At 31.8% G+C, this 21,494-nt stretch carries 25 protein-coding genes; 9 read left to right on the plus strand and 16 right to left on the minus strand.

Features of this window, described 5'->3' with window-relative positions; all coding sequences use genetic code 11:
- Window positions 1–167: 167 nt before the first annotated feature.
- Window positions 168–308, minus strand: coding sequence for a cyclic lactone autoinducer peptide AgrD (agrD, locus tag CD111_RS05940; protein ID WP_095086927.1), 141 nt, complete (start codon window positions 306–308; stop codon window positions 168–170).
- Window position 309: 1 nt separating this feature from the next.
- Complete coding sequence (locus CD111_RS05945; protein ID WP_095086929.1) at window positions 310–879, minus strand: accessory gene regulator AgrB; 570 nt, start codon at window positions 877–879, stop codon at window positions 310–312.
- 689 nt (window positions 880–1,568) lie between these two features.
- On the opposite strand from CD111_RS05945, the gene pglS reads away from it, so the two are divergent.
- The 4 genes from pglS (at window position 1,569) to CD111_RS05965 (ending at window position 5,098) form a co-directional block, all read left to right on the plus strand.
- Window positions 1,569–2,603: a 6-phosphogluconolactonase gene (gene pglS, locus CD111_RS05950; protein ID WP_095086933.1), complete on the plus strand. Its 1,035-nt coding sequence runs from the start codon at window positions 1,569–1,571 to the stop codon at window positions 2,601–2,603.
- Between the two features lie 15 nt (window positions 2,604–2,618).
- Window positions 2,619–3,395, plus strand: coding sequence for a carbon-nitrogen family hydrolase (locus CD111_RS05955; RefSeq protein WP_095086936.1), 777 nt, complete (start codon window positions 2,619–2,621; stop codon window positions 3,393–3,395).
- Between the two features lie 222 nt (window positions 3,396–3,617).
- The gene (locus CD111_RS05960) at window positions 3,618–4,340 is read left to right on the plus strand and encodes an ABC transporter ATP-binding protein (protein ID WP_095086940.1); all 723 of its coding nucleotides are present in this window, start codon (window positions 3,618–3,620) and stop codon (window positions 4,338–4,340) included.
- A complete protein-coding gene (locus tag CD111_RS05965) occupies window positions 4,340–5,098 on the plus strand; it encodes an ABC transporter permease (protein ID WP_095090085.1) in 759 nt (252 codons plus the stop codon). The genes CD111_RS05960 and CD111_RS05965 overlap by 1 nt, the downstream gene beginning before the upstream one ends.
- A gap of 102 nt (window positions 5,099–5,200) precedes the next feature.
- On the opposite strand, the gene CD111_RS05970 is transcribed toward CD111_RS05965, so the two are convergent.
- A complete protein-coding gene (locus CD111_RS05970; RefSeq protein WP_095086943.1) occupies window positions 5,201–6,577 on the minus strand; it encodes an aldehyde dehydrogenase in 1,377 nt (458 codons plus the stop codon).
- 119 nt (window positions 6,578–6,696) lie between these two features.
- Between CD111_RS05970 and CD111_RS05975 the strand changes: the two genes are divergently transcribed.
- From CD111_RS05975 to CD111_RS05985, 3 genes are all read left to right on the plus strand, one after another.
- Window positions 6,697–7,671 (plus strand): Gfo/Idh/MocA family protein, encoded by a 975-nt coding sequence (locus CD111_RS05975; RefSeq protein WP_095086946.1) that lies wholly within the window; start codon window positions 6,697–6,699, stop codon window positions 7,669–7,671.
- Window positions 7,664–7,966 (plus strand): hypothetical protein, encoded by a 303-nt coding sequence (locus tag CD111_RS05980; protein ID WP_095086949.1) that lies wholly within the window; start codon window positions 7,664–7,666, stop codon window positions 7,964–7,966. Before CD111_RS05975 ends, CD111_RS05980 begins: the two co-directional genes overlap by 8 nt.
- Before the next feature lie 423 nt (window positions 7,967–8,389).
- The gene (locus CD111_RS05985; RefSeq protein WP_095086951.1) at window positions 8,390–9,787 is read left to right on the plus strand and encodes an MFS transporter; all 1,398 of its coding nucleotides are present in this window, start codon (window positions 8,390–8,392) and stop codon (window positions 9,785–9,787) included.
- Between the two features lie 64 nt (window positions 9,788–9,851).
- Here CD111_RS05985 and CD111_RS05990 read toward each other — a convergent pair whose 3' ends face one another.
- Genes CD111_RS05990 through CD111_RS06000 form a run of 3 tightly spaced genes read right to left on the minus strand, consistent with a single transcriptional unit; the run spans window position 9,852 to window position 11,678 of the window.
- Entirely contained in the window at window positions 9,852–10,127 is a 276-nt protein-coding gene (locus tag CD111_RS05990) for a GNAT family N-acetyltransferase (RefSeq protein ID WP_095086954.1), read from the minus strand.
- 19 nt (window positions 10,128–10,146) lie between these two features.
- The gene (locus CD111_RS05995; protein ID WP_095086957.1) at window positions 10,147–11,073 is read right to left on the minus strand and encodes a manganese-dependent inorganic pyrophosphatase; all 927 of its coding nucleotides are present in this window, start codon (window positions 11,071–11,073) and stop codon (window positions 10,147–10,149) included.
- Window positions 11,074–11,129: 56 nt separating this feature from the next.
- The gene (locus CD111_RS06000; protein WP_095086959.1) at window positions 11,130–11,678 is read right to left on the minus strand and encodes a cysteine hydrolase family protein; all 549 of its coding nucleotides are present in this window, start codon (window positions 11,676–11,678) and stop codon (window positions 11,130–11,132) included.
- A 90-nt stretch (window positions 11,679–11,768) separates the two neighbouring features.
- Here CD111_RS06000 and CD111_RS06005 point away from each other — a divergent pair, with 90 nt between their 5' ends.
- The gene (locus CD111_RS06005; RefSeq protein WP_095086962.1) at window positions 11,769–12,875 is read left to right on the plus strand and encodes a glycosyl hydrolase family 28-related protein; all 1,107 of its coding nucleotides are present in this window, start codon (window positions 11,769–11,771) and stop codon (window positions 12,873–12,875) included.
- Between the two features lie 11 nt (window positions 12,876–12,886).
- On the plus strand, window positions 12,887–13,333 hold the full coding sequence (locus tag CD111_RS06010) for a DUF1801 domain-containing protein (protein WP_095086965.1): 447 nt from the start codon (window positions 12,887–12,889) through the stop codon (window positions 13,331–13,333).
- A gap of 128 nt (window positions 13,334–13,461) precedes the next feature.
- Here CD111_RS06010 and CD111_RS06015 read toward each other — a convergent pair whose 3' ends face one another.
- The 10 genes from CD111_RS06015 to hisG form a co-directional block, all read right to left on the minus strand.
- Window positions 13,462–14,271 (minus strand): prephenate dehydratase, encoded by an 810-nt coding sequence (locus CD111_RS06015; protein WP_095086969.1) that lies wholly within the window; start codon window positions 14,269–14,271, stop codon window positions 13,462–13,464.
- Between the two features lie 13 nt (window positions 14,272–14,284).
- Complete coding sequence (locus tag CD111_RS06020) at window positions 14,285–15,343, minus strand: nitric oxide synthase oxygenase (RefSeq protein WP_095086971.1); 1,059 nt, start codon at window positions 15,341–15,343, stop codon at window positions 14,285–14,287.
- A 64-nt stretch (window positions 15,344–15,407) separates the two neighbouring features.
- Window positions 15,408–16,040 carry a bifunctional phosphoribosyl-AMP cyclohydrolase/phosphoribosyl-ATP diphosphatase HisIE gene (gene hisIE, locus CD111_RS06025; protein WP_095086974.1) on the minus strand — a complete coding sequence of 211 codons (633 nt, stop codon included), beginning with the start codon at window positions 16,038–16,040 and terminating at the stop codon, window positions 15,408–15,410.
- Complete coding sequence (gene hisF, locus CD111_RS06030; RefSeq protein WP_095086977.1) at window positions 16,037–16,795, minus strand: imidazole glycerol phosphate synthase subunit HisF; 759 nt, start codon at window positions 16,793–16,795, stop codon at window positions 16,037–16,039. Before hisF ends, hisIE begins: the two co-directional genes overlap by 4 nt.
- Window positions 16,792–17,496 carry a 1-(5-phosphoribosyl)-5-((5-phosphoribosylamino)methylideneamino)imidazole-4-carboxamide isomerase gene (gene hisA, locus CD111_RS06035; RefSeq protein ID WP_095086980.1) on the minus strand — a complete coding sequence of 235 codons (705 nt, stop codon included), beginning with the start codon at window positions 17,494–17,496 and terminating at the stop codon, window positions 16,792–16,794. The genes hisF and hisA overlap by 4 nt, the downstream gene beginning before the upstream one ends.
- The gene (gene hisH, locus CD111_RS06040) at window positions 17,489–18,070 is read right to left on the minus strand and encodes an imidazole glycerol phosphate synthase subunit HisH (RefSeq protein ID WP_095086983.1); all 582 of its coding nucleotides are present in this window, start codon (window positions 18,068–18,070) and stop codon (window positions 17,489–17,491) included. The genes hisA and hisH overlap by 8 nt, the downstream gene beginning before the upstream one ends.
- Window positions 18,067–18,645 (minus strand): imidazoleglycerol-phosphate dehydratase HisB, encoded by a 579-nt coding sequence (gene hisB / locus CD111_RS06045; RefSeq protein ID WP_095086986.1) that lies wholly within the window; start codon window positions 18,643–18,645, stop codon window positions 18,067–18,069. The genes hisH and hisB overlap by 4 nt, the downstream gene beginning before the upstream one ends.
- Window positions 18,617–19,627 carry an aminotransferase class I/II-fold pyridoxal phosphate-dependent enzyme gene (locus CD111_RS06050; protein WP_095086989.1) on the minus strand — a complete coding sequence of 337 codons (1,011 nt, stop codon included), beginning with the start codon at window positions 19,625–19,627 and terminating at the stop codon, window positions 18,617–18,619. The genes hisB and CD111_RS06050 overlap by 29 nt, the downstream gene beginning before the upstream one ends.
- 3 nt (window positions 19,628–19,630) lie before the next feature.
- A complete protein-coding gene (gene hisD, locus CD111_RS06055; RefSeq protein ID WP_095086992.1) occupies window positions 19,631–20,887 on the minus strand; it encodes a histidinol dehydrogenase in 1,257 nt (418 codons plus the stop codon).
- Window positions 20,877–21,494, minus strand: a complete 618-nt coding sequence (gene hisG / locus CD111_RS06060; protein ID WP_095086995.1) for an ATP phosphoribosyltransferase — start codon at window positions 21,492–21,494, stop codon at window positions 20,877–20,879. Before hisG ends, hisD begins: the two co-directional genes overlap by 11 nt.

The following is a 21,494-nucleotide window of genomic DNA, read 5'->3' on the forward strand; positions in this document are numbered from 1 at the left end:
GGGATTATATATACTAAGAATAGTAATATACAATCCCTTATTGTATAACGATAGTTCTGAGTTATTGCTAACAATATGATAAATAAAATTGTTTGAAACAATCCATAAAAAATTGTTTCAGTTGTGGTTAAATATGTCATTTACTACACTTCCCAAATTGGTTGTTCTTACGCTTTTTCGTTTAATAATTCAGATGGAACTTCTGTTTCATCTAAAAATACATTACATCCTCTAATTACTGATTTCCCACCGATTGCTGCTAAAACATTTGAAATTGATTTTGAAAATAAACCTTTTAAGATATTCATGTTATGTTTCCTCCTTTTTATAAAATATTGGTAATAAAGATAATGATTCTAAAAACAATCCTAAACAGATTAATTGTTGATATGGTTCTTTAGCAAAAAAAGAAATGAATATCAAAATTGAAGCAGTAAGGATTGATTTTAACCTAAGTCCTTGTTTCCACTCTTCTAATATAGGATGCTTTCTAGTTCCCATAGGCGCATATTTAATAATAATCAAATATCCTATTATAGCTAGAGTGAGCATAAACCAATACGATATAGATAATTCAATTATTAATATTGGTATAGCAACAAACATAATTAGACTTTGAACAGTGCACATAAAAGTGGACTTAGCATGTGCACCAAAAGCAAAATAACGTATAACAAAATAACTAATGTGGGCTATAAGTGTATAGATAAGTACGTGACATAGAAGGGAACTACCATATATAACAACTGTCTTCATTAAATTCCCTACAAACACTTCAAGACCATATTTAACTTTTAAATAGGTGATACGGTCTAAATCATTTGATTGTTGAAGACGTAAAGCAATTTTATCAATTTGCGTTTGTACTGGTTGATACATAGCGCCCCTCCTTCCATTCAATTATAAAACATAATGAATTACATTTTACCACTTTTGCCTAACTGTATATATTTTGTTCCTAACTGTTTTGGAATTTTCATTCTTTTGTATTTTACCATATATTTTATGCAGTTAAGAACTAAATTAGATGACTTAGGGAAAAAATAATAAATTATTATACAAATGATATACGATTATTAATGACTAAATAAATTTAAAATTTAAAAGACGGAAATAATAAGGGGGAAAAACTTTTGGCAGGCGATATCGTTAATGCGCTAACTGGAATTTTCAAATGGATAATTAACTTATTTCAAAGCATTTTTTAGTATTCGTTCAAAGTGCGCTTAAATATATTTTATAATGAAGTTTTAAGACATACTTTAAAGTATGCGTTAGACTGTCTTCAAAGTCACAGACTTTGTGATAAGTTCCTTCCAAAGTAGACATTTTAAAAATGGAAACTTTGGATTTTTTTATGTTTATTATTATTGAATTGTCCCTAAGATGACAAGTAGAACGTATAAATATCTTTCACGCTTTTTTCAACGAGCTACAATGAGTGACATAGGTAGCACGAGATTATGGTCTTCTCATAACATACTTAAACGCATGCTTTTTTATTATAGTTATTTAGCGTTTTCATGTAGAATGATTATAAAGGTTAATAAGGGAGGAAATAAATTTTTATGAAAACAAAAGGATATATTGGGACATATACTAAAAAAGAAGGTAAAGGTATTTATCGTTTTGATGTTGAAGAAAACGATCAGACTATAGAAAAAGTTGAAGTAGGATATGAAGTTGAGGCTTCAACATATATTACCCAACATAATCAATTTTTATATGCGATTAAAAAAGAAAGCGATAAATGCGGAATTGCTAGTTTCAATATTAATGAAGATGGTAGCTTATCGTTTATAAATGATTGTTTAGCATCTACTGATGGGACTGGGTGCTATATTTCAGTATCGGATAATGGCGATTATTTATTTGAAGCGGTATATGGTACGGGGATATTGAGACTTTATAAATTGAATCCTGAGAATGGAGAGATTATTAGTTTAATTGATACGTATTATGGTACGGGAAATGGACCGAATCTTGAAAGACAAGATGGCAGTCATATTCATTTTGCTAAACAGACTCCAGACTTAGATTACGTAGTAATTGTTGACTTAGGAGCTGATGTGATTAGAACATTTAAATTTAGTGATGAAGGATTAACATTAGCTCATACATTAGACGTTGCAGCTGGTAGTGGTCCAAGACATTTAGCATTCCATCCAAGTGGTGATTATGCATATTTAGTAACAGAAATGGGAAATACAATTCAAGTTCTGTCTTATAAAGATGGTGAATTCCAGTTAGTAGGGAAGTCATTATTGACAGTTCCCGGTAATTTTGAATTAAATTCACAAATTGCAGCGGTTCGTTTAAGTCATGATGCAAGATTTGTATATGCTAGTAATCGAGGACATAACTCAATTGCAGTATTTAAAATAATCAATGACGGCGCAGCGCTAGAATTAGTTGAAATAGTGTCTAGTGGTGGTACGTGGCCAAGAGATTTTAATATTACACCAAGTGATTCATTTATTGTTGTAGCTCATGAGCAGTCATACAACCTTGTGCTATTTAGTAGAAATAAAGAAACAGGTAAACTAACGGAAATAGAAAATGAACAAAAAGCTCCAGAGGGTGTTTGTGTTCAATTTATATAATTGAAGGTGAAAATAATGAAAATAGCTTTATATCAAATGCATGTTATTCCTGGAAAACCAGAAGAAAATATGAAAAAAATTAGTGAATGGTTTAATAGTTTGGATGAAGAAATCGACTTAGTCGTACTTCCTGAAATGTGGAATACTTCGTATAGGTTAAGTGATTTAAATGAATTAGCAGATGAAGATGGGCAAGTGATTATTCCATTTCTTCAAGAAGAAGCTAAGCGTATGAATAAACATATCGTAGGTGGATCAATAGCTTACAAAACAGGTAATGATATATATAATAGAGCAATTATTATTAACAACAAAGGTGTATTGATTAATACGTATGATAAAGCACACTTAGTACCTATGTTAAATGAACACCATTATTTAACTTCAGGAGAAAAGAAACCTAGAATATTCAATATAGATGATATTGAGATGGGTACAATTATTTGTTATGACTTGAGATTTCCAGAACTAGCACGTTCACTTGCACTGGAAGATGCTAAAGTTATATTTGTTACAGCTCAATGGCCAGCTTCAAGAATAGATCATTGGCAATCACTATTGAAAGCAAGAGCAATTGAAAACCAAGTATTTATCGTTGCTTGTAATACGGTAGGGACTTGTGACAATAATGAATTTGGTGGTCATACTTTAGTATATGCACCAGATGGTACATTGATCAATAGTTTGTATGAAGATGAAGGTACTTTGACCGTTGAATTAGATTTTGAAACACAAGAACAGATTAGAGAGTCAATTCCAATTTTCAATAGTTTGAGAACTGATTTATATTAACACTTGAACCTAGGACGTTAATGAATTTCCCTAGGTTCTATACATATTGGCAATTTATGGCTGAATTGAAAATACACTTGAAAACAAGGTACTTCAGGTTTAGTTATTCTTGTCGAAGCGGGACTGCGCTATCTTTTTTTCAAAAATTAGATTTCTGTCCCGCTTCTTTTTGAAATAGGGTATATAGTTATAAATAGTTAAAATGATCTAGGAGATGTTAATTTGGAAGATTCAATCATGATTCAATTAAAAGATATTAACTATGAAATTGATGGTCAAACAATACTCAAACATATTAGTGCAGATATTTATAAAGGAAAAATCACAACAATTATAGGACCATCTGGTGCAGGTAAGTCAACGTTGTTATCGTTTTTTAATGCATTGAAATCACCTACAAGTGGGCAATTAATCATTGATGGAAAGAATCTAGAGTCATATGATTTTATTGAGTTACGTAGAAAAGTACAACTTGTTTCTCAAGTAGCCACAATGATTAATGGAACAGTGAAAGATAATTTAGCATTACCATTAACATTGCAAAATAAAACTATGACTGACGATGAAGCGACACAATTTTTGAAGCATGTGGATTTACCTGAAACATTTTTAAATAAAAACACGAAAGAACTATCAGGTGGAGAAAAGCAGAAAGTTTCATTAGCCCGTTCATTGGTTAATAAACCAAAAGTCATGCTTCTAGATGAGGTTACATCAGCGCTAGATAAAAATTCAAAACAAGCAATTGAAGACTTATTAAAAAAAATAAATAAAGAACATGAAGTTACGATGTTAAATATTACACATGATATAAATTTAGCTTTTGATATGAGCGATTATATTTGGGTTATGATTGATGGTCAAATTGCAGAAATTGGTACAGTAGATGAAATTCAAGATGCCAAAAATGACAACGTCAGAAAATTTATAGGTGAAAAAATATGATGTCCTTTACTTCAATATTATTAATGTTTATATTTATCATTATTCCTTTCGTCATATCCAAAACATTTAATTTAGGGTTGGAAAAAGATACAATTGTAGCAGCTGTGAGATCATTTATACAATTATTAATAGTTGGTTACATCCTTCAATTTATCTTTGATCAAAATAGTCCTTTGTTTATCATTTTGATGGTTGTGCTGATCATTGGTGCAGCAACACAAAACGCTAGAAAAAAAGGTTTAGCAATTCCCGGGATAACTTGGAAATTATTATTAGCATTTGTTTCGGTTGAATTACTAACACAAGGTATATTACTTTCTTTAAAAATCGTTCCAGCAACCCCACAATACATCATACCGATAACAGGGATGATTGTAGGGAACTCTATGATTTTAAGTATATTATTTTTAAATCGGTTTATTTCAGAAATTAAACAAAATGAAGATGTAGTAGAATTGATATTAAGCCTAGGTGGAACGCCAAAACAGGCTATTCATAAACAGTTAATAACATCTATTCAGTCGAGCGTTATTCCAACTTTAGAACAACAAAAAACAATTGGACTTGTACAATTGCCTGGGATGATGAGTGGACAAATTATAGCTGGTAGTGATCCATTAGAAGCTGTGTTGTTCCAAATATTAGTTGTGTTCTTAATCTTAACTTCTGCGTTAATGACGAGTGTCATATTAGGGTTCTTATCTTATCCAACAATTTTCAATCAGAAGAAACAATTACTGGAAAGTAGATTTGAATAATTTTTACAGAAATATAAATTTATAATGTGCATAAATAAAAAACAGTCATTTTTCGTATCATTCCAAAAGAGGAATAATGCGAAATGACTGTTTTTTTAATTATTATTTCTTAAACATCGCTCTTACATACTTTCCTTTCCCTTTATATGGAGGGAATAATACACCTGTTTCGAGCTTAGTTGTTTTGAACATAATACCTTTTTGGTTACTAAATAAGTCAAAGGAAGCTTTACCATGATATCTACCAATTCCTGAATGACCGACGCCTCCGAATGGTAAGTGTTGGTTTCCAACATGTAGGAGGGTATCATTTATACAACCGCCACCAAATGAAATTCTATTGATAACTTCATCAGTATGATTTTCATTTTCACTAAATAAGTATAATGATAATGGTTTAGGTTTGTTTTTTATAAATTGTATAGCATCACCAAAAGCATCATAAGACATAATAGGTAATATTGGACCGAAAATTTCATCTTCCATGAGTATATCATCGAATTTTACATTATCAACGATAGTAGGCTCCACGTATCGATCTGTAAAATCAGTCGTACCTCCATAAACAATATCACCATTTGTGTTTTCTAATAATTGATGTAAGCGTTTCGTATGTTTTTCGTTAATGATGCGACCATAGTCATTACTCTTTTGAGGGTTTTGACTATAAAATTCTTGAATGGTAGATTGTATTGCTTTTATAAATTGCTGTTTTATTGACGCGTCTATAAGTATGTAATCAGGTGCTACACAAGTTTGACCGGCATTAATAAATTTTCCGAAAGCTATTCTTTCTGCCGCAACTTTAATATTTGCTGTTCTATCTACAATTGCGGGGCTTTTACCACCAAGTTCGAGTGCAACTGGAATGAGTTGTTTACTTGCTTGTTCATATACAACTTGTCCGATTTTGGTTGAACCTGTAAAGAATATGAAATCAAATGGTTGGATTAATAATTTTTCTGTAACTTCTTTATCACCCGTAATACATGAAATATAGGATGCATTAAATACACTTTCAATAATTTGTTGTATTACTGAAGAGACATTCGGTGTAAGTTCTGACGGTTTAACAACTGCACAATTCCCAGCGGCTATTGCACCAATGAGCGGTTCCATTACAAGTTGAAAAGGATAATTGAAAGGACCGATAATTAATACCGTTCCGTACGGTTCATTTACTGTATAACTTTTACTAGGAAACAAGAATACCGGTGTATTGACATTTTTCTTGCCTGCTAAATTCTTGACTTCTTTAAGCATGAACGCGATACTTTTATAAATATATCCAACTTCTGTGGCATATGCTTCAACTGAATTTTTGCCTAGATCTTGTTTAAGGGCCGCAAGTAATTCAGCTTCATGAACTTTGATAGATTTTTTTAATAGTCTGAGTTGTTTTTTTCGAAATTTGATATCTTTTGTTTCATCACTATCGAAAAATGATTGAATTGTTTCAAATTGATTTTCTATAGTCAAGGTCAATGTCTCCTTTATTCATCTGTTGTATATATTCTAACAATAGTTATAATTAAAAGCGAAGTCTTTATTTTAAATGTTATGATTTTATTAAATTTTATTACGAAAAGGTGAAAAATATGAAATTTGGATTTATAGGCACAAATTGGATTAGTGATAGTTTTATAGAAAGTGGTAGACAAATTAGTGCTTTTGAACCGTATGCAGTATATTCACGTACAGAAGACCGTGCAGAATATTTTAAAGATAAACATAAGTTAACAGAAATATATACTGATTTTAATGCGTTTTGTGCGTCAACTAACTTTGATGCGGTCTATATTGCTACGCCAAATGCGTTTCACTTTGAACAAGCGAAATTAGCGATTCAAAATAAAAAACATGTATTAATTGAAAAACCAGCAACGATTAATGCGGAGCAGTTTAAGATGCTTTCAAAATTAGCGCATGAATATCAAGTTACCGTAATGGAAGCTATGAAGTCAACCGTATTGCCGTCCTTTAGACAGCTCGCTACTGAAGAAATGAATATTGGTGAATTAAGATATGCTGATTTTCATTACCATCAATATTCGTCAAGATATGATAAATATAAAAATGGAATTATTGAAAATGCCTTTAAACCAGAATTAGGTAATGGTGCACTGATGGATTTAGGGGTTTATACAATTGCACCTGCAATACATTTGTTTGGTTTGCCTAAAAGTGTGAAAGCAAATGGATTTTTATTAGAGACGGGTGCTGATGGTCAAGGTAATGCAATTTTAGATTATGAAACTTTCCAAGTTACAATTAGCTATTCCAAAATTTGCGATAGAAGGACACCATCTGAAATTATAGGTGAAGATGGATATGTCTTAATCAATAAAATAAGTGAACCAATAGAAATCAATAAGTTTAAAAGAGACGGTTCAGACAATGGAACTTATCAAATCGAGGATGAATATTTGATGAAGGATGAAATAATGGAATTTATAAATTGTATCAACCATAATAAAGTGGAATCGTCTATCAATACACATCAAAGAACAATAGAAACTTTAACTGTTTTAGATGAAATTAGAAACCAAATAGGAGTAAAATTTAATGACTAAGCGTGCAATGCTCATTGTGTGTATTGTAGCAGTCGTTATTGTTATTCTTGTTACAGTTGTTCCATTTAAACAAGCACCTTCGTCAACAACTAGGGTAGTGGTTGACCATTATAATAAGAAGTATGCATTTCCAAATTGTTATAAATATAATGAAGCATCAAATTATTTAGATGAAGTAACGTTACAAGATGCTGAAGAATTAAATTATCCTCCAATGAATAAATGTACAGAAGATGAAATAAAGCCGAAGTATAAATCATTAATTCAAAGATTAATTGAAAGTACAGAAATATAACGTTGAATAATGAAAAAAACTTGGATAAATAGACAACTGAATACTTAATAGATGAGATGTCTTAATCAAAACTCTATTTTTAAAGCTGCTCACTTCCTGAATTTTAATAGAGGTGAGCAGCTTCGTTTTGTTGAATTCAAATTTTAGAATGTAATTTTCATATATTCACGAATATTTCGTTTTGATTAAGATTGAAATGAATACTGTGCCTATCTTACTAGTTTATAAATACTAATCTGACAAATTATATCGAAAAAATAGGGGAATTTTACACACTAGATAATCCTTAATAAACCTTTTAAGTTATTGAGTTTTTCTCTCTCCTCATGGCTTTAATTCTTGATGAAAGTGAAAAATTACAATTGTGTTAATTTTTCATTCTGTTATGATACATAAATATATCGAAAGGGTGTTTATTAAAACATGAAATTCAATAAAAATAAAATTAATGTTGTAGACATTAAACAAACTAAAAAGAGTGTTTATGCCACTGGTATTGGCAATGCAATGGAATGGTTTGATTTTGGTTTATATTCATATTTAGCAATTATCATAAGTAAAAATTTCTTTTCATCCGTAGAGAATGATGAATTGAAATTGATATTCACATTTGCTACATTTGCGATTGCATTTCTTATGAGACCACTTGGTGGTATTATATTTGGAAGAATAGGTGATAAGCTTGGGAGAAAAACTGTTTTAACAACGACGATTATTTTAATGGCAGCTTCCACTTTATTAATTGGTTTACTACCTACATATGATCAAATAGGTATTTGGGCACCAATTTTACTGCTTATCGCAAGAATTATCCAAGGATTTTCAACCGGTGGAGAATACGCTGGTGCAATGGTATATATAGCAGAATCCTCACCAGATAATAAAAGAAGTACACTAGGAAGCGGACTAGAAATTGGTACACTAGCTGGCTATATACTTGCCTCTTTATTAGCAAGTGGGTTGTTTGTAGTGTTATCAGATTCCGAAATGCAAAGCTGGGGTTGGAGAATACCTTTTATTCTTGGAGCACCACTTGGATTAGTAGGTCTTTATTTACGTAGACATTTGGAAGAAACGCCAATTTTTGAAAACGAGATTTCTAATACTGATGTAGAACCAGAGTCGTTTAAATCAATTGTCAAAAATCATAAAAAAGATATTATATTATGTTTTATAGCGGTTGCATTTTTTAATATTACAAATTATATGTTACTTTCATATATGCCATCATATTTAGGAGAAGTAATAGGCATTTCAACTACTGTCGGTACAGTTCTTATAACAAGTGTTATGGTTATAATGGTTCCTTTAGCTTTCTTATTTGGGCGATTAAGTGACAAGATAGGAAATAAGAAAGTTGTCTTGATTGGAACGTTCGGCTTAACAGTTGGTTCATTATTATCTTTCTATTTTATGGGTCTTAATCAACTCATGTTTATTTCATTAGGAATATTTATACTTGGATTCTTTCTTTCAACATATGAAGGTGCTATGCCGAGTTTATTGCCAAGTATATTCTATACTGATGTTCGATACCGTACGTTAGCAGTTACTTTTAATGTATCTGTATCTATATTTGGTGGAACAACACCACTCATTTCAACATGGTTAGTTCATGTTACAAATAATCCTTTAGCACCTGCGTATTATTTAACAATAGTGAGTTTTATTGGATTTGTAACGATGCTGGTACTCTTTGAGACCACATCAGGAAAATCTTTAAAAGGTTCATATCCTAATGTTTCATCTGAACAAGATTTTGAAAAAGTTTCGAAAAATCCTGATGATGCACTTTGGTGGTATGATAAAGAACTTAAATAATGAAAAGCAGGCAAAGACTCCATGGGAATCTTTGCCTGCTTTTTGTCTAGTTGATAGTAAAATATTATTTCTTTAATACGTCGTGTGTACTTTGGTCGTGGTTCATCACTTCTTTAACATATGGACATACTGGATCAATAACTTTAGATTCGGCTCTCGCTTTATCTATTACGACATCTACAAGTTTTCTTGCAATGCCTTTGCCGCGTAATGATGGATCAACAAATGTATGATCAACAACGAGTACATTATCACCTAAATCTTGATAAGTGATTTCTGCATCAAATTGTTCCTCGGATTCTCCAACATAAAATTTATGATGACCTTGTTTAATTTCCATATGACACACTCCTTATTAATTATTTACCTAATAATTCATCAATAGGTGGTACAACTTGTTTTTTACGAGATACGACGCCTGGTAAAACGGCGATATCATTTTCTAATTGCGTGTTGAATGCTTTTTCTACAGCTTGTTGTTCTGATCCTAAAGCGATAACTGTTGAATCACTATTTAAAATATCCGTTATAACAAAAACAAATAAATCATATTTCTCTTCAGCAATGATCTTGTTAATCACGTTCTTAACTTCTTCTTGAATGTCTAACACTTCGTTAACATCTACTGTATTGACTTGTGCAATTCGAACAACTTTATCATTCATATTAAATGATTTTGCATCCATATTTAGTAAAAATTCAGGTGATTTACCTTTAACTGATGCGCCAGCTTTAAGCATTTCTAAACCATATTCGTTTAAATCTACTTTAGCTATATCAGCTAATGCTTCACATGCTTTAATGTCTTGTTCTGTACAAGTTGGTGATTTAAATAATAACGTGTCAGAAATAATAGCTGATAGCATTAAACCTGCAATTTCAGGTTTAATCTCGATATTATGTTCTTCATACATTTTCTTTAGAATTGTAGTTGTACATCCAACTGGCTCTGCTCTGTAATATAAAGGCGAACCCGTTTCGAAATTGCTAATTCTGTGATGGTCTACAACCATAGTGATAGTAGCATCTGTAATATCATCTGCACTTTGTTGAAATTCATTGTGGTCTACTAATATAACTTCTTTACCTGCTAAAGGTGTATCTAACAATGAAGGTGCGTCTACTTTAAAATAGTCTAATGCATATTGTGTTTCGTCTGACACATCGCCCAATCTAACTGCTTGAACGTCGTTACCTAATTGTGTTTGAAAATCTTGCATAACCAGTGCTGATGCAATCGTGTCTGTGTCAGGATTTTTATGTCCGAATATAAATGTATTTACCAATGTGAAGTCTCCTTTTACTATGATTATTCTATTTCATTTTAACACGAACTTTCTTACTATTCTACAATCGCACCTAAGCTGTTTTCGAAATGAGAAAGTGCCCATTTATGTCCTTCTGGATTGAATGAGGCAACGCCATTTTTAGAGATAATGATGTTGTAATTAAGATTATAGGCATCGACAGCAGTATGAAGTACACAAATATCTGTACATACCCCAACAATTTCAACAGTGTTGACATCACGTTCTCTTAATAAACTATCTAAGTTAGTTCCGAAAAATGCACTGTACCTTGTTTTGTCTATCCAAAATACATTGTCGTTATTTTTAATATTGTCATATTGAATAGCTAGTTTGTTATATAATACTCTTCCCGTTGTCCCTACGATATTATGTGGGGGAAACAATTTTGTTTCAGGATGAAAAGCATCATTTTCATGGTGATAATCCATTAAATAGAAGATGTAATCATTGTGATTATCATATGATTCAATTTTGTTGTAAATATGGTGTTCAATTTGTTGCCCTGGTTGTCCACAAGTTAGTTTCCCGTCATTTGCGACAAAGTCATTTGAGTAATCGACTACAATTAAAGCTTTTTTCAATTGAATATCCTCCTAAATTGTCTATATTTCGGATTAAGTGTAAGATGTTTATAATGAAAGTATACGCTAAATCGAGGTGGTTTTGTAGTTATGGGTAGAACAATCAATGTAAGAGATTATGGTGCACGAGGTAGATTCGGCTTATTAGATACGATAGGTATTCAGTTAGCGCTTTTTGAAGCGAGAAAAGGTCCTGTTACTGTTTATATCCCTAAAGGTGAGTATCACCTTATGTATGAGCTCGTTATATATCAACATACAACATTGATACTAGACGATGAAGCAGTGCTAATTAGAAAGTCAAAAACTGCAATGCTTAAAAATGGCCACAGCTTTAAAAAGTATTATGGGTATAGTGGTCATGGCCACATTAGTATAATTGGTGGAACATTCGATGCATATGGTCATACAAATAATTCAAATAACACCATTATGTCGATTGGACATGCAGAGAATATTCAAATTCAGAATGTGACATTCAAAAATGTAGTAGGCGGACATGCTATAGATGCATGTGGTTTAGATGGCTTTTACGTAAATGAGTGTCAGTTTTTAGGTTTTCGAGATGATAGTGGGACGAGGTTCTTTAGTGAAGCGATTCAAATTGATATTCAAACTGAAGGTGCGTTTCCTAAATTTGGTGCCGCTGATGGCACTATAACGAAAAATGCACTTATCGAAAATTGTTATTTTGGAAATTCTGGAGATACTAATATGTCAGCGTGGAACAGGGGCATTGGTTCACACGCGAGTATGTATGATCGATTTTATGAAAATATACATATTCAACATAATACTTTCGAAGGTTTAGGCGATTATGCAGTTACTTTATTAAAAGCAAATGCATGTCGTGTTACACAAAACAAATTCATTAATTGTATGGGTGGCATTAGATATTTAGCAGTTCCAACTGGTAAGTATTCATATGATATGAATAAAATAGACAAAGGTGCTCAAGCAGGATCGACGATTTTAATTGGAGATAATACTTTTGAAAAAATTACATCAAAGCAATGTATCCTCATTAAAAGCTACGAGAAAGCGATGAATAAAGATATTTATATATTTAACAATCACTTTTCAGATGAAAACCAAGAACAAATAAAATTCATAAATGCAGAAAATATTTTTTTAACAGAAAATGTTAACTTAATGAATGTAAATCAAAAAAATACTAACAATATTTTTGATTTATAAGGGGGGATTTTATGAATGAAATCGAACATTATATCAATAGTGTAGACGAAAGAAGAAAAGATGTCTTCAAGAGATTATTTTATGTGATAAAGAACCATTTACCTGAAGGTTTTGAAGCGGCAATGCAATATGATATGCCAACTTTTATAGTACCTTTGCACACATATCCAAAAGGTTATTTAAATAGAAAGAATGAACCACTACCTTTTATATCAATAGGTGTACAAAAAAATCATATAGCACTTTATCATATGGGATTATATGGTATGGAAGATTTGAAGGCATGGTTTGAGCATAAATACGCTAAAGAAGTTGCAACGAAGTTAAATATGGGAAAAAGTTGTATTAGGTTCACGAATATAAATCATATTCCTTATGAATTAATAGGGGAGTTATGTGAAAAGGTATCTGTAGAAGAATGGATACAAAAATACGAAACTGGGCATAGAAAATCATAAGTATAGTAAATGAATTGAATTATAAAAAGGGACGGGGACTCATTAATTATGTCCCAGCCCTTTTTTAAGTTAATAGAAGAAATATGTTACATGCGCATTTTTTTGTGCTTAATCATTTAAGCAAATGGCTATAAGATTTTCTTGAAATTCCCTAATACGTTAACATCAAAATCTAATGTTTTAAGGATAGTAATAACTTTTTTCATGTTGTCATCTTCAGCACTGCAATCAGCTTGAACGAAGAAATGATACATACCTAGTTGTGTCTTTAACGGTCGCGATTCGATCCATGAAAGGTTGATATTAAATAACGCAAAAGTATTGAGTATACTTGCTAATAACCCTGGTTTATCTTTATCAGGTGTTATAAGTAAAATACTGTCCGTTGCTTGTTGGACTGATTTTTTTTGTGATGACAAAATTAAAAATCTAGTCGTATTGTGTGGATAATCTTCAATATGTGTATGTAATGCTTCAATAGAGTCATATCTATCTTCTAGTCCGATAGGTGCAATTGCTGCAGTATGTTGATCTAATTCTTCTAAGCTTTGTACAGTGCTATCAGAATAGCGATATGTAAACCCGTGCTCTTTAATGAATTTCGACGTTTGATTAATAGCAGGTGCGATAGAAACAACTTCTTTAATATCTTCTAGTTGAGTACCTTTGTTTGTATATAATGAAAAGGATATGTCTAAATGAAGTTCATCTATGACATGTACTTTCTTTTCAGTTAATGAATCTGCGATTATATTTATCGTGCCTTCTATAGAGTTTTCTATAGGTGCTATTGCGATACTATTAGAATCTGCCTCTAAGGCATTAACAACTTCATATAAGTTGGATTTAGGTATATAATCATTAATCTTTGTACCGTTATAATTTAAAGCTGCCATATGAGAAAATGTTCCCACTGGTCCTAAATAATATAAATTCATATAAAAATCCTTTCTAATGAAATGGGCAAGTATTTTTTTGTTTCTTGTATAAGAAATTTGGACTTCTCATTTCGTTATCATAACCTTTATGATAATTATGAACAAGTGATGGTGAGAGTGGTGGAGCAAGCCAACTCCATTTGCCCGTGACTTTTCTATTTGCTTTCTGTTCGTTTTCTTCGAATTTTTTGAATTGTTTTGAAGCAGTGTAGTGATCAACTATTGATACACCAGCATTTTTAAAGGAATGGAAAATTGCATAATTAAATTCTACTAATGCTTTATCTCTCCAATAACTTGTAGTAGTTGTTGTGTCTAAATGAAATGCATGTGCAATATCTTTTAATTTATTATATCGATATTCATCCGTAAAGTTTCTAACGCCAATCTCTGTTTCCATATACCAACCATTAAATGGTGCAGTATGATAGAAAATACCTCCAATTTCTAAATCCATATTGGATATGATAGGAACTGAATACCATTTTAAATTTAATTTTTCTAAATCAGGGTATTGATCATGTTTAATAGGGACTTCTTTAATGAGTGAATCTGTGTACTGATGATATTTAAGGTTGCCTAAGTTCATTCGATATATGAGAGGTAAAATATCAAAGTCAGTACCTTTACTTGACCAATTTAAATGCTGGAGAAGTTTAGTAGTAGCTCTTGAATTTGGATCGCCTCTGTCTTCATAACCAGCATACCTTATCAACTGTTCGTTCATAATTTCAATGTTATTTGAATATATACTAATCATGGGTTGGATTTTGCCATCATTTGTTGCTAAATTGATATGTTCTTCAATAGAATGAATAAAATCTTGTTCATCATCGATATGTCTCAAATCTCTAACGGTCAATTTATCCCAAAAAAATCTGCCAATGCATCTATTTGAATTTCGCCATGCAACTTTAGCTCCATATTCGAGTTCTTCCGATGTATGAGTATACATATTTGTCTCTTTGATTTCCTTACGAATCACATTTATTCTGTTGTTCATGGTAACGTCATCAATTTCAAGCTCTTGATACATATTTGTAATAAAAGCAGTTGCTTTTTCTAGTAACATAATAACACCTCATGTTCTAGTATAAGCGACTGCTTCTATTTGACAATATATGTTTTGTGACAATTTACCAATTATTAATATCTTGGCGTTCACCTTTAAAATTACCTGATTTATGATGTCTTTCTTTGAGTACATCTAAAACTTCTTGAATCGTAACGTTTCTATCATGTAACAATACGAATAGGTGATATAACACATCTGCGACTTCATTTTTTAATTCATGTTGATCACCTTTCATTGCAGCGATAACAACTTCAAAGGATTCTTCACCGTATTTTTTAGTGATTTTTTCTATACCTTCATTTAATAAATAATTTGTATAAGAATTAGCATTTTTAGAATTGACACTTTCTTGTATTGTTTCTTCTAATGATTCAATTGAAAATGGTCTATCATGATTAAAACAACTTATAGAACCGGTGTGACATGTTGGACCATCAGGTTTCACTTGGATAAGTAAAGTATCTTGATCACAATCTAGTTTAATATCTACGACATGTTGGTAATGTTGTGAACTTTCGCCTTTTTTCCAAAGGCGGTCTTTGCTTCTCGAATAGAACCAACATACTTGATCTTGTGTTGTTAAATTGAATGCTTCTTCGTTCATATATCCGAGCATTAATACTTGACCTGTTTTATAATGTTGCAATATTGCAGGCACAAGTCCTTTCGTAAAGTCTGGTTTTAACTTTGTCATCTTACATTCACTCCTTCACGAGATAGATGTGATTTTACAGCTTGAATTGTCGTCTCTTTATCATGGAATATACTTGCAGCTAGTCCTGCAGATACATCAGTTTCTTTAAATAAATCAACAAAATGTTGACTGTTGCCGCCGCCACCAGATGCGATAACGGGTAATGAAACGATATTTATAATCTCTGTCAGGAGTTTATGATCAAAGCCTTGTTTTACTCCGTCATAGTCCATGCTTGTAACAAGTAGTTCACCAGCACCAAGTTTTTCAACTTCTTTAACCCAATCGAGTACGCGTTTATTTGTTCTTTGCTTCCCACCGTGTGTATAACAATACCAATCTTGTTCTTCTTCTTCCCATTTAGCATCTATTGCAATACAGATACATTGTTTTCCGAATTTTTCACTGGCTTTATTAATAAATGATGGATTGTTCAATGCACTTGAATTGAGTGAAATTTTATCAGCTCCATGATTAAGTAATGTTGAAATATCATCAATTGTACTTATGCCACCTCCAATTGTGAGTGGTATAAATAATTTAGACGCTGTCTCTGAAATGACATCGAGCATCATCTGATGACCATTTTCTGTTTTGGATATATCTAAAAATACTAATTCGTCGGCTGCTTCATTATTATAGTATTCAGCTAGTTCTACTGGATGTCCTATATCTCTTAGTCCCTGGAATTTAACACCTTTGACGACTCGTCCATCTTTAACATCAAGGCAAGGAATTATTCTCTTCTTTATCATGAAATATCCTCCCAAAATGCATCTGTATTTGCAGCTTTTCCTACTATAGCAGCATGTACATTTAAACAATCTAATTGATCAATATCTGCCTTGTTTCTAATTCCACCTGAAGCAATAATCGGAATAGGGGTAGTCTGAACTAATCGACCTGTCACATCAAAGTTAGGACCGGACATTTTGCCGTCTTTAGAAATATCTGTATAGATAATACCACCTAGTTTCAAATGTGAAATTTTTTTAATAAAATCAAATAAATTTATGTTTGCATCATCTATCCAACCATTTAATTTAATTTCTTCAACATAAGCATCGACGGATAAATAAATTTTATTTGGATATAAATTTGTTATTTGTTCTAACCAATCAATGTCTTGGATACCTTTTGTACCTATAATAATATAGTCAATTCCTTTATTAAAATAAGACTCTATCGTTTCAGTTGTACGAATGCCACCACCAACTTCAATTGGTAAATCTGTTAGTTTTACAAGTTGTTCAATATAATCAGATTCAGTAGGATTTTGATTTTTAGCACCAATTAAGTCAATCACATGAATACGAGAAACTTGTTTGAATTGTGTATAATACTGAATCGCTTCTTCTGCAGTTCTAGGCATCTCTTCTTGTGTTTCATATTTCCCTTCAGTAAGTCTTACGCTTGTTGAATCTATTAAATCTATTGCTGGCCAAATTTCAATCATTAATAAAACCTTCTTTCAATGCTAAATCTAAAATTTTAAGTCCGAAGTCACCACTTTTTTCCGGGTGGAACTGTATTCCGATTATGTTGTCTTGTTGAACGATTGCGGTAATAGGCTGTCCATAATCCGCAGTTGCTACAACTGTTGATGGCGTAACAACATGATAGGAATGAATGAAATATACATCTTCATTTAATGACGGATGATTACTTTGTAAAGTGTTCCAACCTAAATGTGGTACTGGAAAAGGGGAATCGATTGGCACGACTTTACCTTTAAGGAGACTTAAACCTTTAGTAAAGCCTTCGTCACTATACTCAAATAGAAGCTGCATACCTAGACAAATACCTATAATTTTATGTGAATCTTTAATTTCGTAAATTACTTTATCTAATCCCTGTTGTTCAAGTTCATTCATCGCATCTTTAAAGTGACCTACACCAGGTAATATGACATGTGTACTGTTTAAGATTTGTTCGCGATTTGAAGTTAATATGACTTCATAACCTAAATAACGCAATGCGCGTTCAATATTTTTAATGTTTCCTAACCCATAATCTACAATTGCAATCATTCAATCACACCTTTAGAAGATGGAACACCATCATAGTCATTAGAACTTAATGCGATTTTTAGACTTCTTGCAAAAGCCTTGAATATGGCTTCAATTTCATGATGTGTATTACCACCTCTAATTAAATCAATATGTGTAGTTAATCGCGCGTTTATTACGAGTGCTCTGAAAAATTCTTCAACTAATTCAGTATCAAATGTGCCTACTTTTTCTTTTGAAAATGTAGCATTAAAAAATAAATACGGACGTCCACTTATATCCGTAACAACTCGAGCTAAAGTTTCGTCCATAGGAATATAGAAAGACCCATATCTAGTGAAGGATGTTTTAGATTTAATTGCTTCAAGTAACAATTGCCCAATTACAATACCTATGTCTTCAACAGTATGGTGATCATCAACATATGTATCACCTTCAACTTTAATATCTAATGTAATGCCACTGTGAAAACTAAATAAAGTAAGCATATGGTCTAAAAATCCAACTCCAGAATTAATGTGAGATTCTTCATCATTAAAAGATAATTTTATGTTAATATTTGTTTCTTTAGTTGATCTTTCTTTTTGATAAATCATATGTTTTCCTCCAGTTCTTGACTATATTTTCTAGTTCATTGAGTTGTTGTTCTGTTGCAATAGAGTAACGAACAGTTTGGTTCATGTCTGGTTCGTCATAAAATCTAGGTAAAAATCCATTTTCATAAATGTAATTGCCTAGACTTTTAGCTAAATCACCATAAGTTAATACAAAATTTGTTTTTGATGGTAACACATTTATAATGTCGCTCACATGTGTTTCGAATATATTTCTAAGTTGATAACAAAGATTTCGTTGCTGGTTTAATAATGTATTGACCTTGTTTTTATCATTAAATATATGTGTTGCAATATTTAAAGTTAGCGTGTTAATAGGGTACGGGTGTGCAATACTATTTAATTTATTTATTGTTTGTTCTGTTGAAATTACGATTCCAACACGTAATCCTGCAATTGCAAATGCTTTACTTAAAGTTCTCATCTGAATAATATGGTCTTGCAATTCAATTGTATAAGCATCTCCAAAATCTAAATATGCTTCATCAATTACAAAGTAACCGCCAATTGCTTTCATTTCGTCAGCAATAGATTTTAAGAATGATTCTGAGTATTGTATGCCTGAAGGGTTATGTGGGACACTCATTATGAAAAATGCTGGTTTAATTTTTTTGATTTTATTCAAAATTTTATTTAAAGAAAAAGTGAAATCTCGTTCTGCATCGACATAATGAATAGGACGTCTAATTTGATGAGCATACGCTGTATACATGAAAAAGTCAGGATTTAAGGTAAGAACAGGTCCATCCTCTAAAACGAGCATACATTTTTGAATCCATTCATCTGAGCCATTTGCTGCGGAGATTTGTTTTGGTAATAAATTATAATAATTTGCATATGATTGAATGAAAGCATCATATTCATCATCAGGGTAAAAATTGAAATTTGAACTCGTTATAATATCTTTTAAAGCTTGATCGTCTAATGCTGGAATAGGGCTTTCATTCTTATTTATTCTAATCATGTTTTACGACTCCTTGTTGTTCGATAATCTTATTTCAAGTGATTGTTTGTGTTGATATAAACCTTCCTCATTTGCGATTTCTATTGCACTTGGTGCGATTTGTTGGAAAGCATGTTCATCTAAATGTATAACCGAATGACTAGTTAAGAAGTCATTAACTGTTAATCCATTAGAAAAACGCGCTGTTTGATCAGTTGGTAATACGTGACTAGGTCCAGCAGAATAATCTCCAATTGCTTCAGGAGAATACTGTCCTAAGAACATAGCGCCTACGTATTTAATTTTGCCTAAATAAATACTCGGTTCTGTCGTCTGAATAGAAAGGTGTTCAGGCGCGATATAGTTTGTGACTTCAATCGTTTCATTTACATCTGTCGTTAATATAGAATAATGGAAATCGTTTATACTTTTACTAATGATTTCTTTTCTCGGCGCAGATTCAATTGCTTGTTGTAATTTTTGATTAACTTTTGTTAAAAATGATTTGTCAGTCGAAATAAGAAACGTACGAGCTTGTTCATCATGTTCTGCTTGTGCTAATAAATCTTGAATAATATAATCTACATTCGAATGTTCATCAGCTATAAGCGCTATTTCACTTGGTCCAGCAATCTGGTCAATACCTACAACACCATAAAGAAGTTGTTTACTTAGAGAGACAAATTGGTTACCCGGACCAACAATTTTGTCTACCTTTGGTATAGATTCTGTCCCATAAGCTAATGCTGCTATGCTTTGCGCTCCGCCAACTTGGAATATACGATCTACACCAGCAATATAACAAGCTGCTAGAATTGATGGATTGATACCATCTTTTTGAGGTGGTGTGACGACTATTATTTCTTCAACATTAGCTACCTTTGCAAGTGTTGCAGTCATGAGTACGGTAGAAGGATAACTCGCTTTACCACCTGGTACATAAATTCCAACTTTTTCGATTGGGTGATACAGTTGATAAGTTTGTCCACTCGTTACATTTTCGTGTTTTATTTTTTGTTGAAATGCTTTGATTTGATCATGACTTATTTGTAACGCGTTTTTCAATTCATCTGAAATTAAATTGATACTATTTTTAATGTCGTGGTATGGGACTTCAAGAGTATCTAATTTGACATTGTCAAACTGTTCATTGTATTTAAATAATGCGCTGTCTTTATTGGCTTTAACGTCATTTATTATTTGTTTCACATTTTCAGTTTGTGTTTCGTCTACTAATCGGTCTTCTTCAAATTTAGAAATAAACTCTGATTTAGATAGCATTAATTGACACCCCAATTTCTTCAATGAATTTTTCGATGCGCTCTGATTTACTAAAGAAAGCATGTTTATTCGTTATTAATTTCGCATTAATATCACCAATTGATTCTTTTTCAACTAGCCCGTTAGATTTTAAAGTTGTACCAGTTTGTACTATATCGACTATTGCATCGACCATATTTACTACTGCGGCAAGTTCGACGGATCCTGATAAAGGAATAATCGAAACATCTTGTCCTTTATTTTTAAAATATTTCTTAGTTGTTTTAACGTATGTTGTTGCAATTTTTTTATATTCAGTTGTATTTTTCTTACTTGCTAAAGCAAAGTGACAGTATCCGAAAGGTAAATCCACTAAATTATTTACGTTAAGATTATCTTTTTCATCTAAAATGTCACTTCCTGTTATACCGATATCAGCAATTCCTTCTTCGACGTAAGTTGGAACATCATTTCCTTTAACGAGAATGAATCTAATGTTTTCAACCTCTATTTGTAGTTTTCTTTCTCTTTCAGTTAAGGCGGTTGCCCATTTTTCATTTCCATTTAAATTTATAAATTCAATAAAATCTTTAAGCAAACGACCTTTGCTTAGTGCAATAGTTAACAT

It is taken from the genome of Mammaliicoccus stepanovicii (genome assembly GCF_002902525.1).
Taxonomy (GTDB): domain Bacteria; phylum Bacillota; class Bacilli; order Staphylococcales; family Staphylococcaceae; genus Mammaliicoccus; species Mammaliicoccus stepanovicii.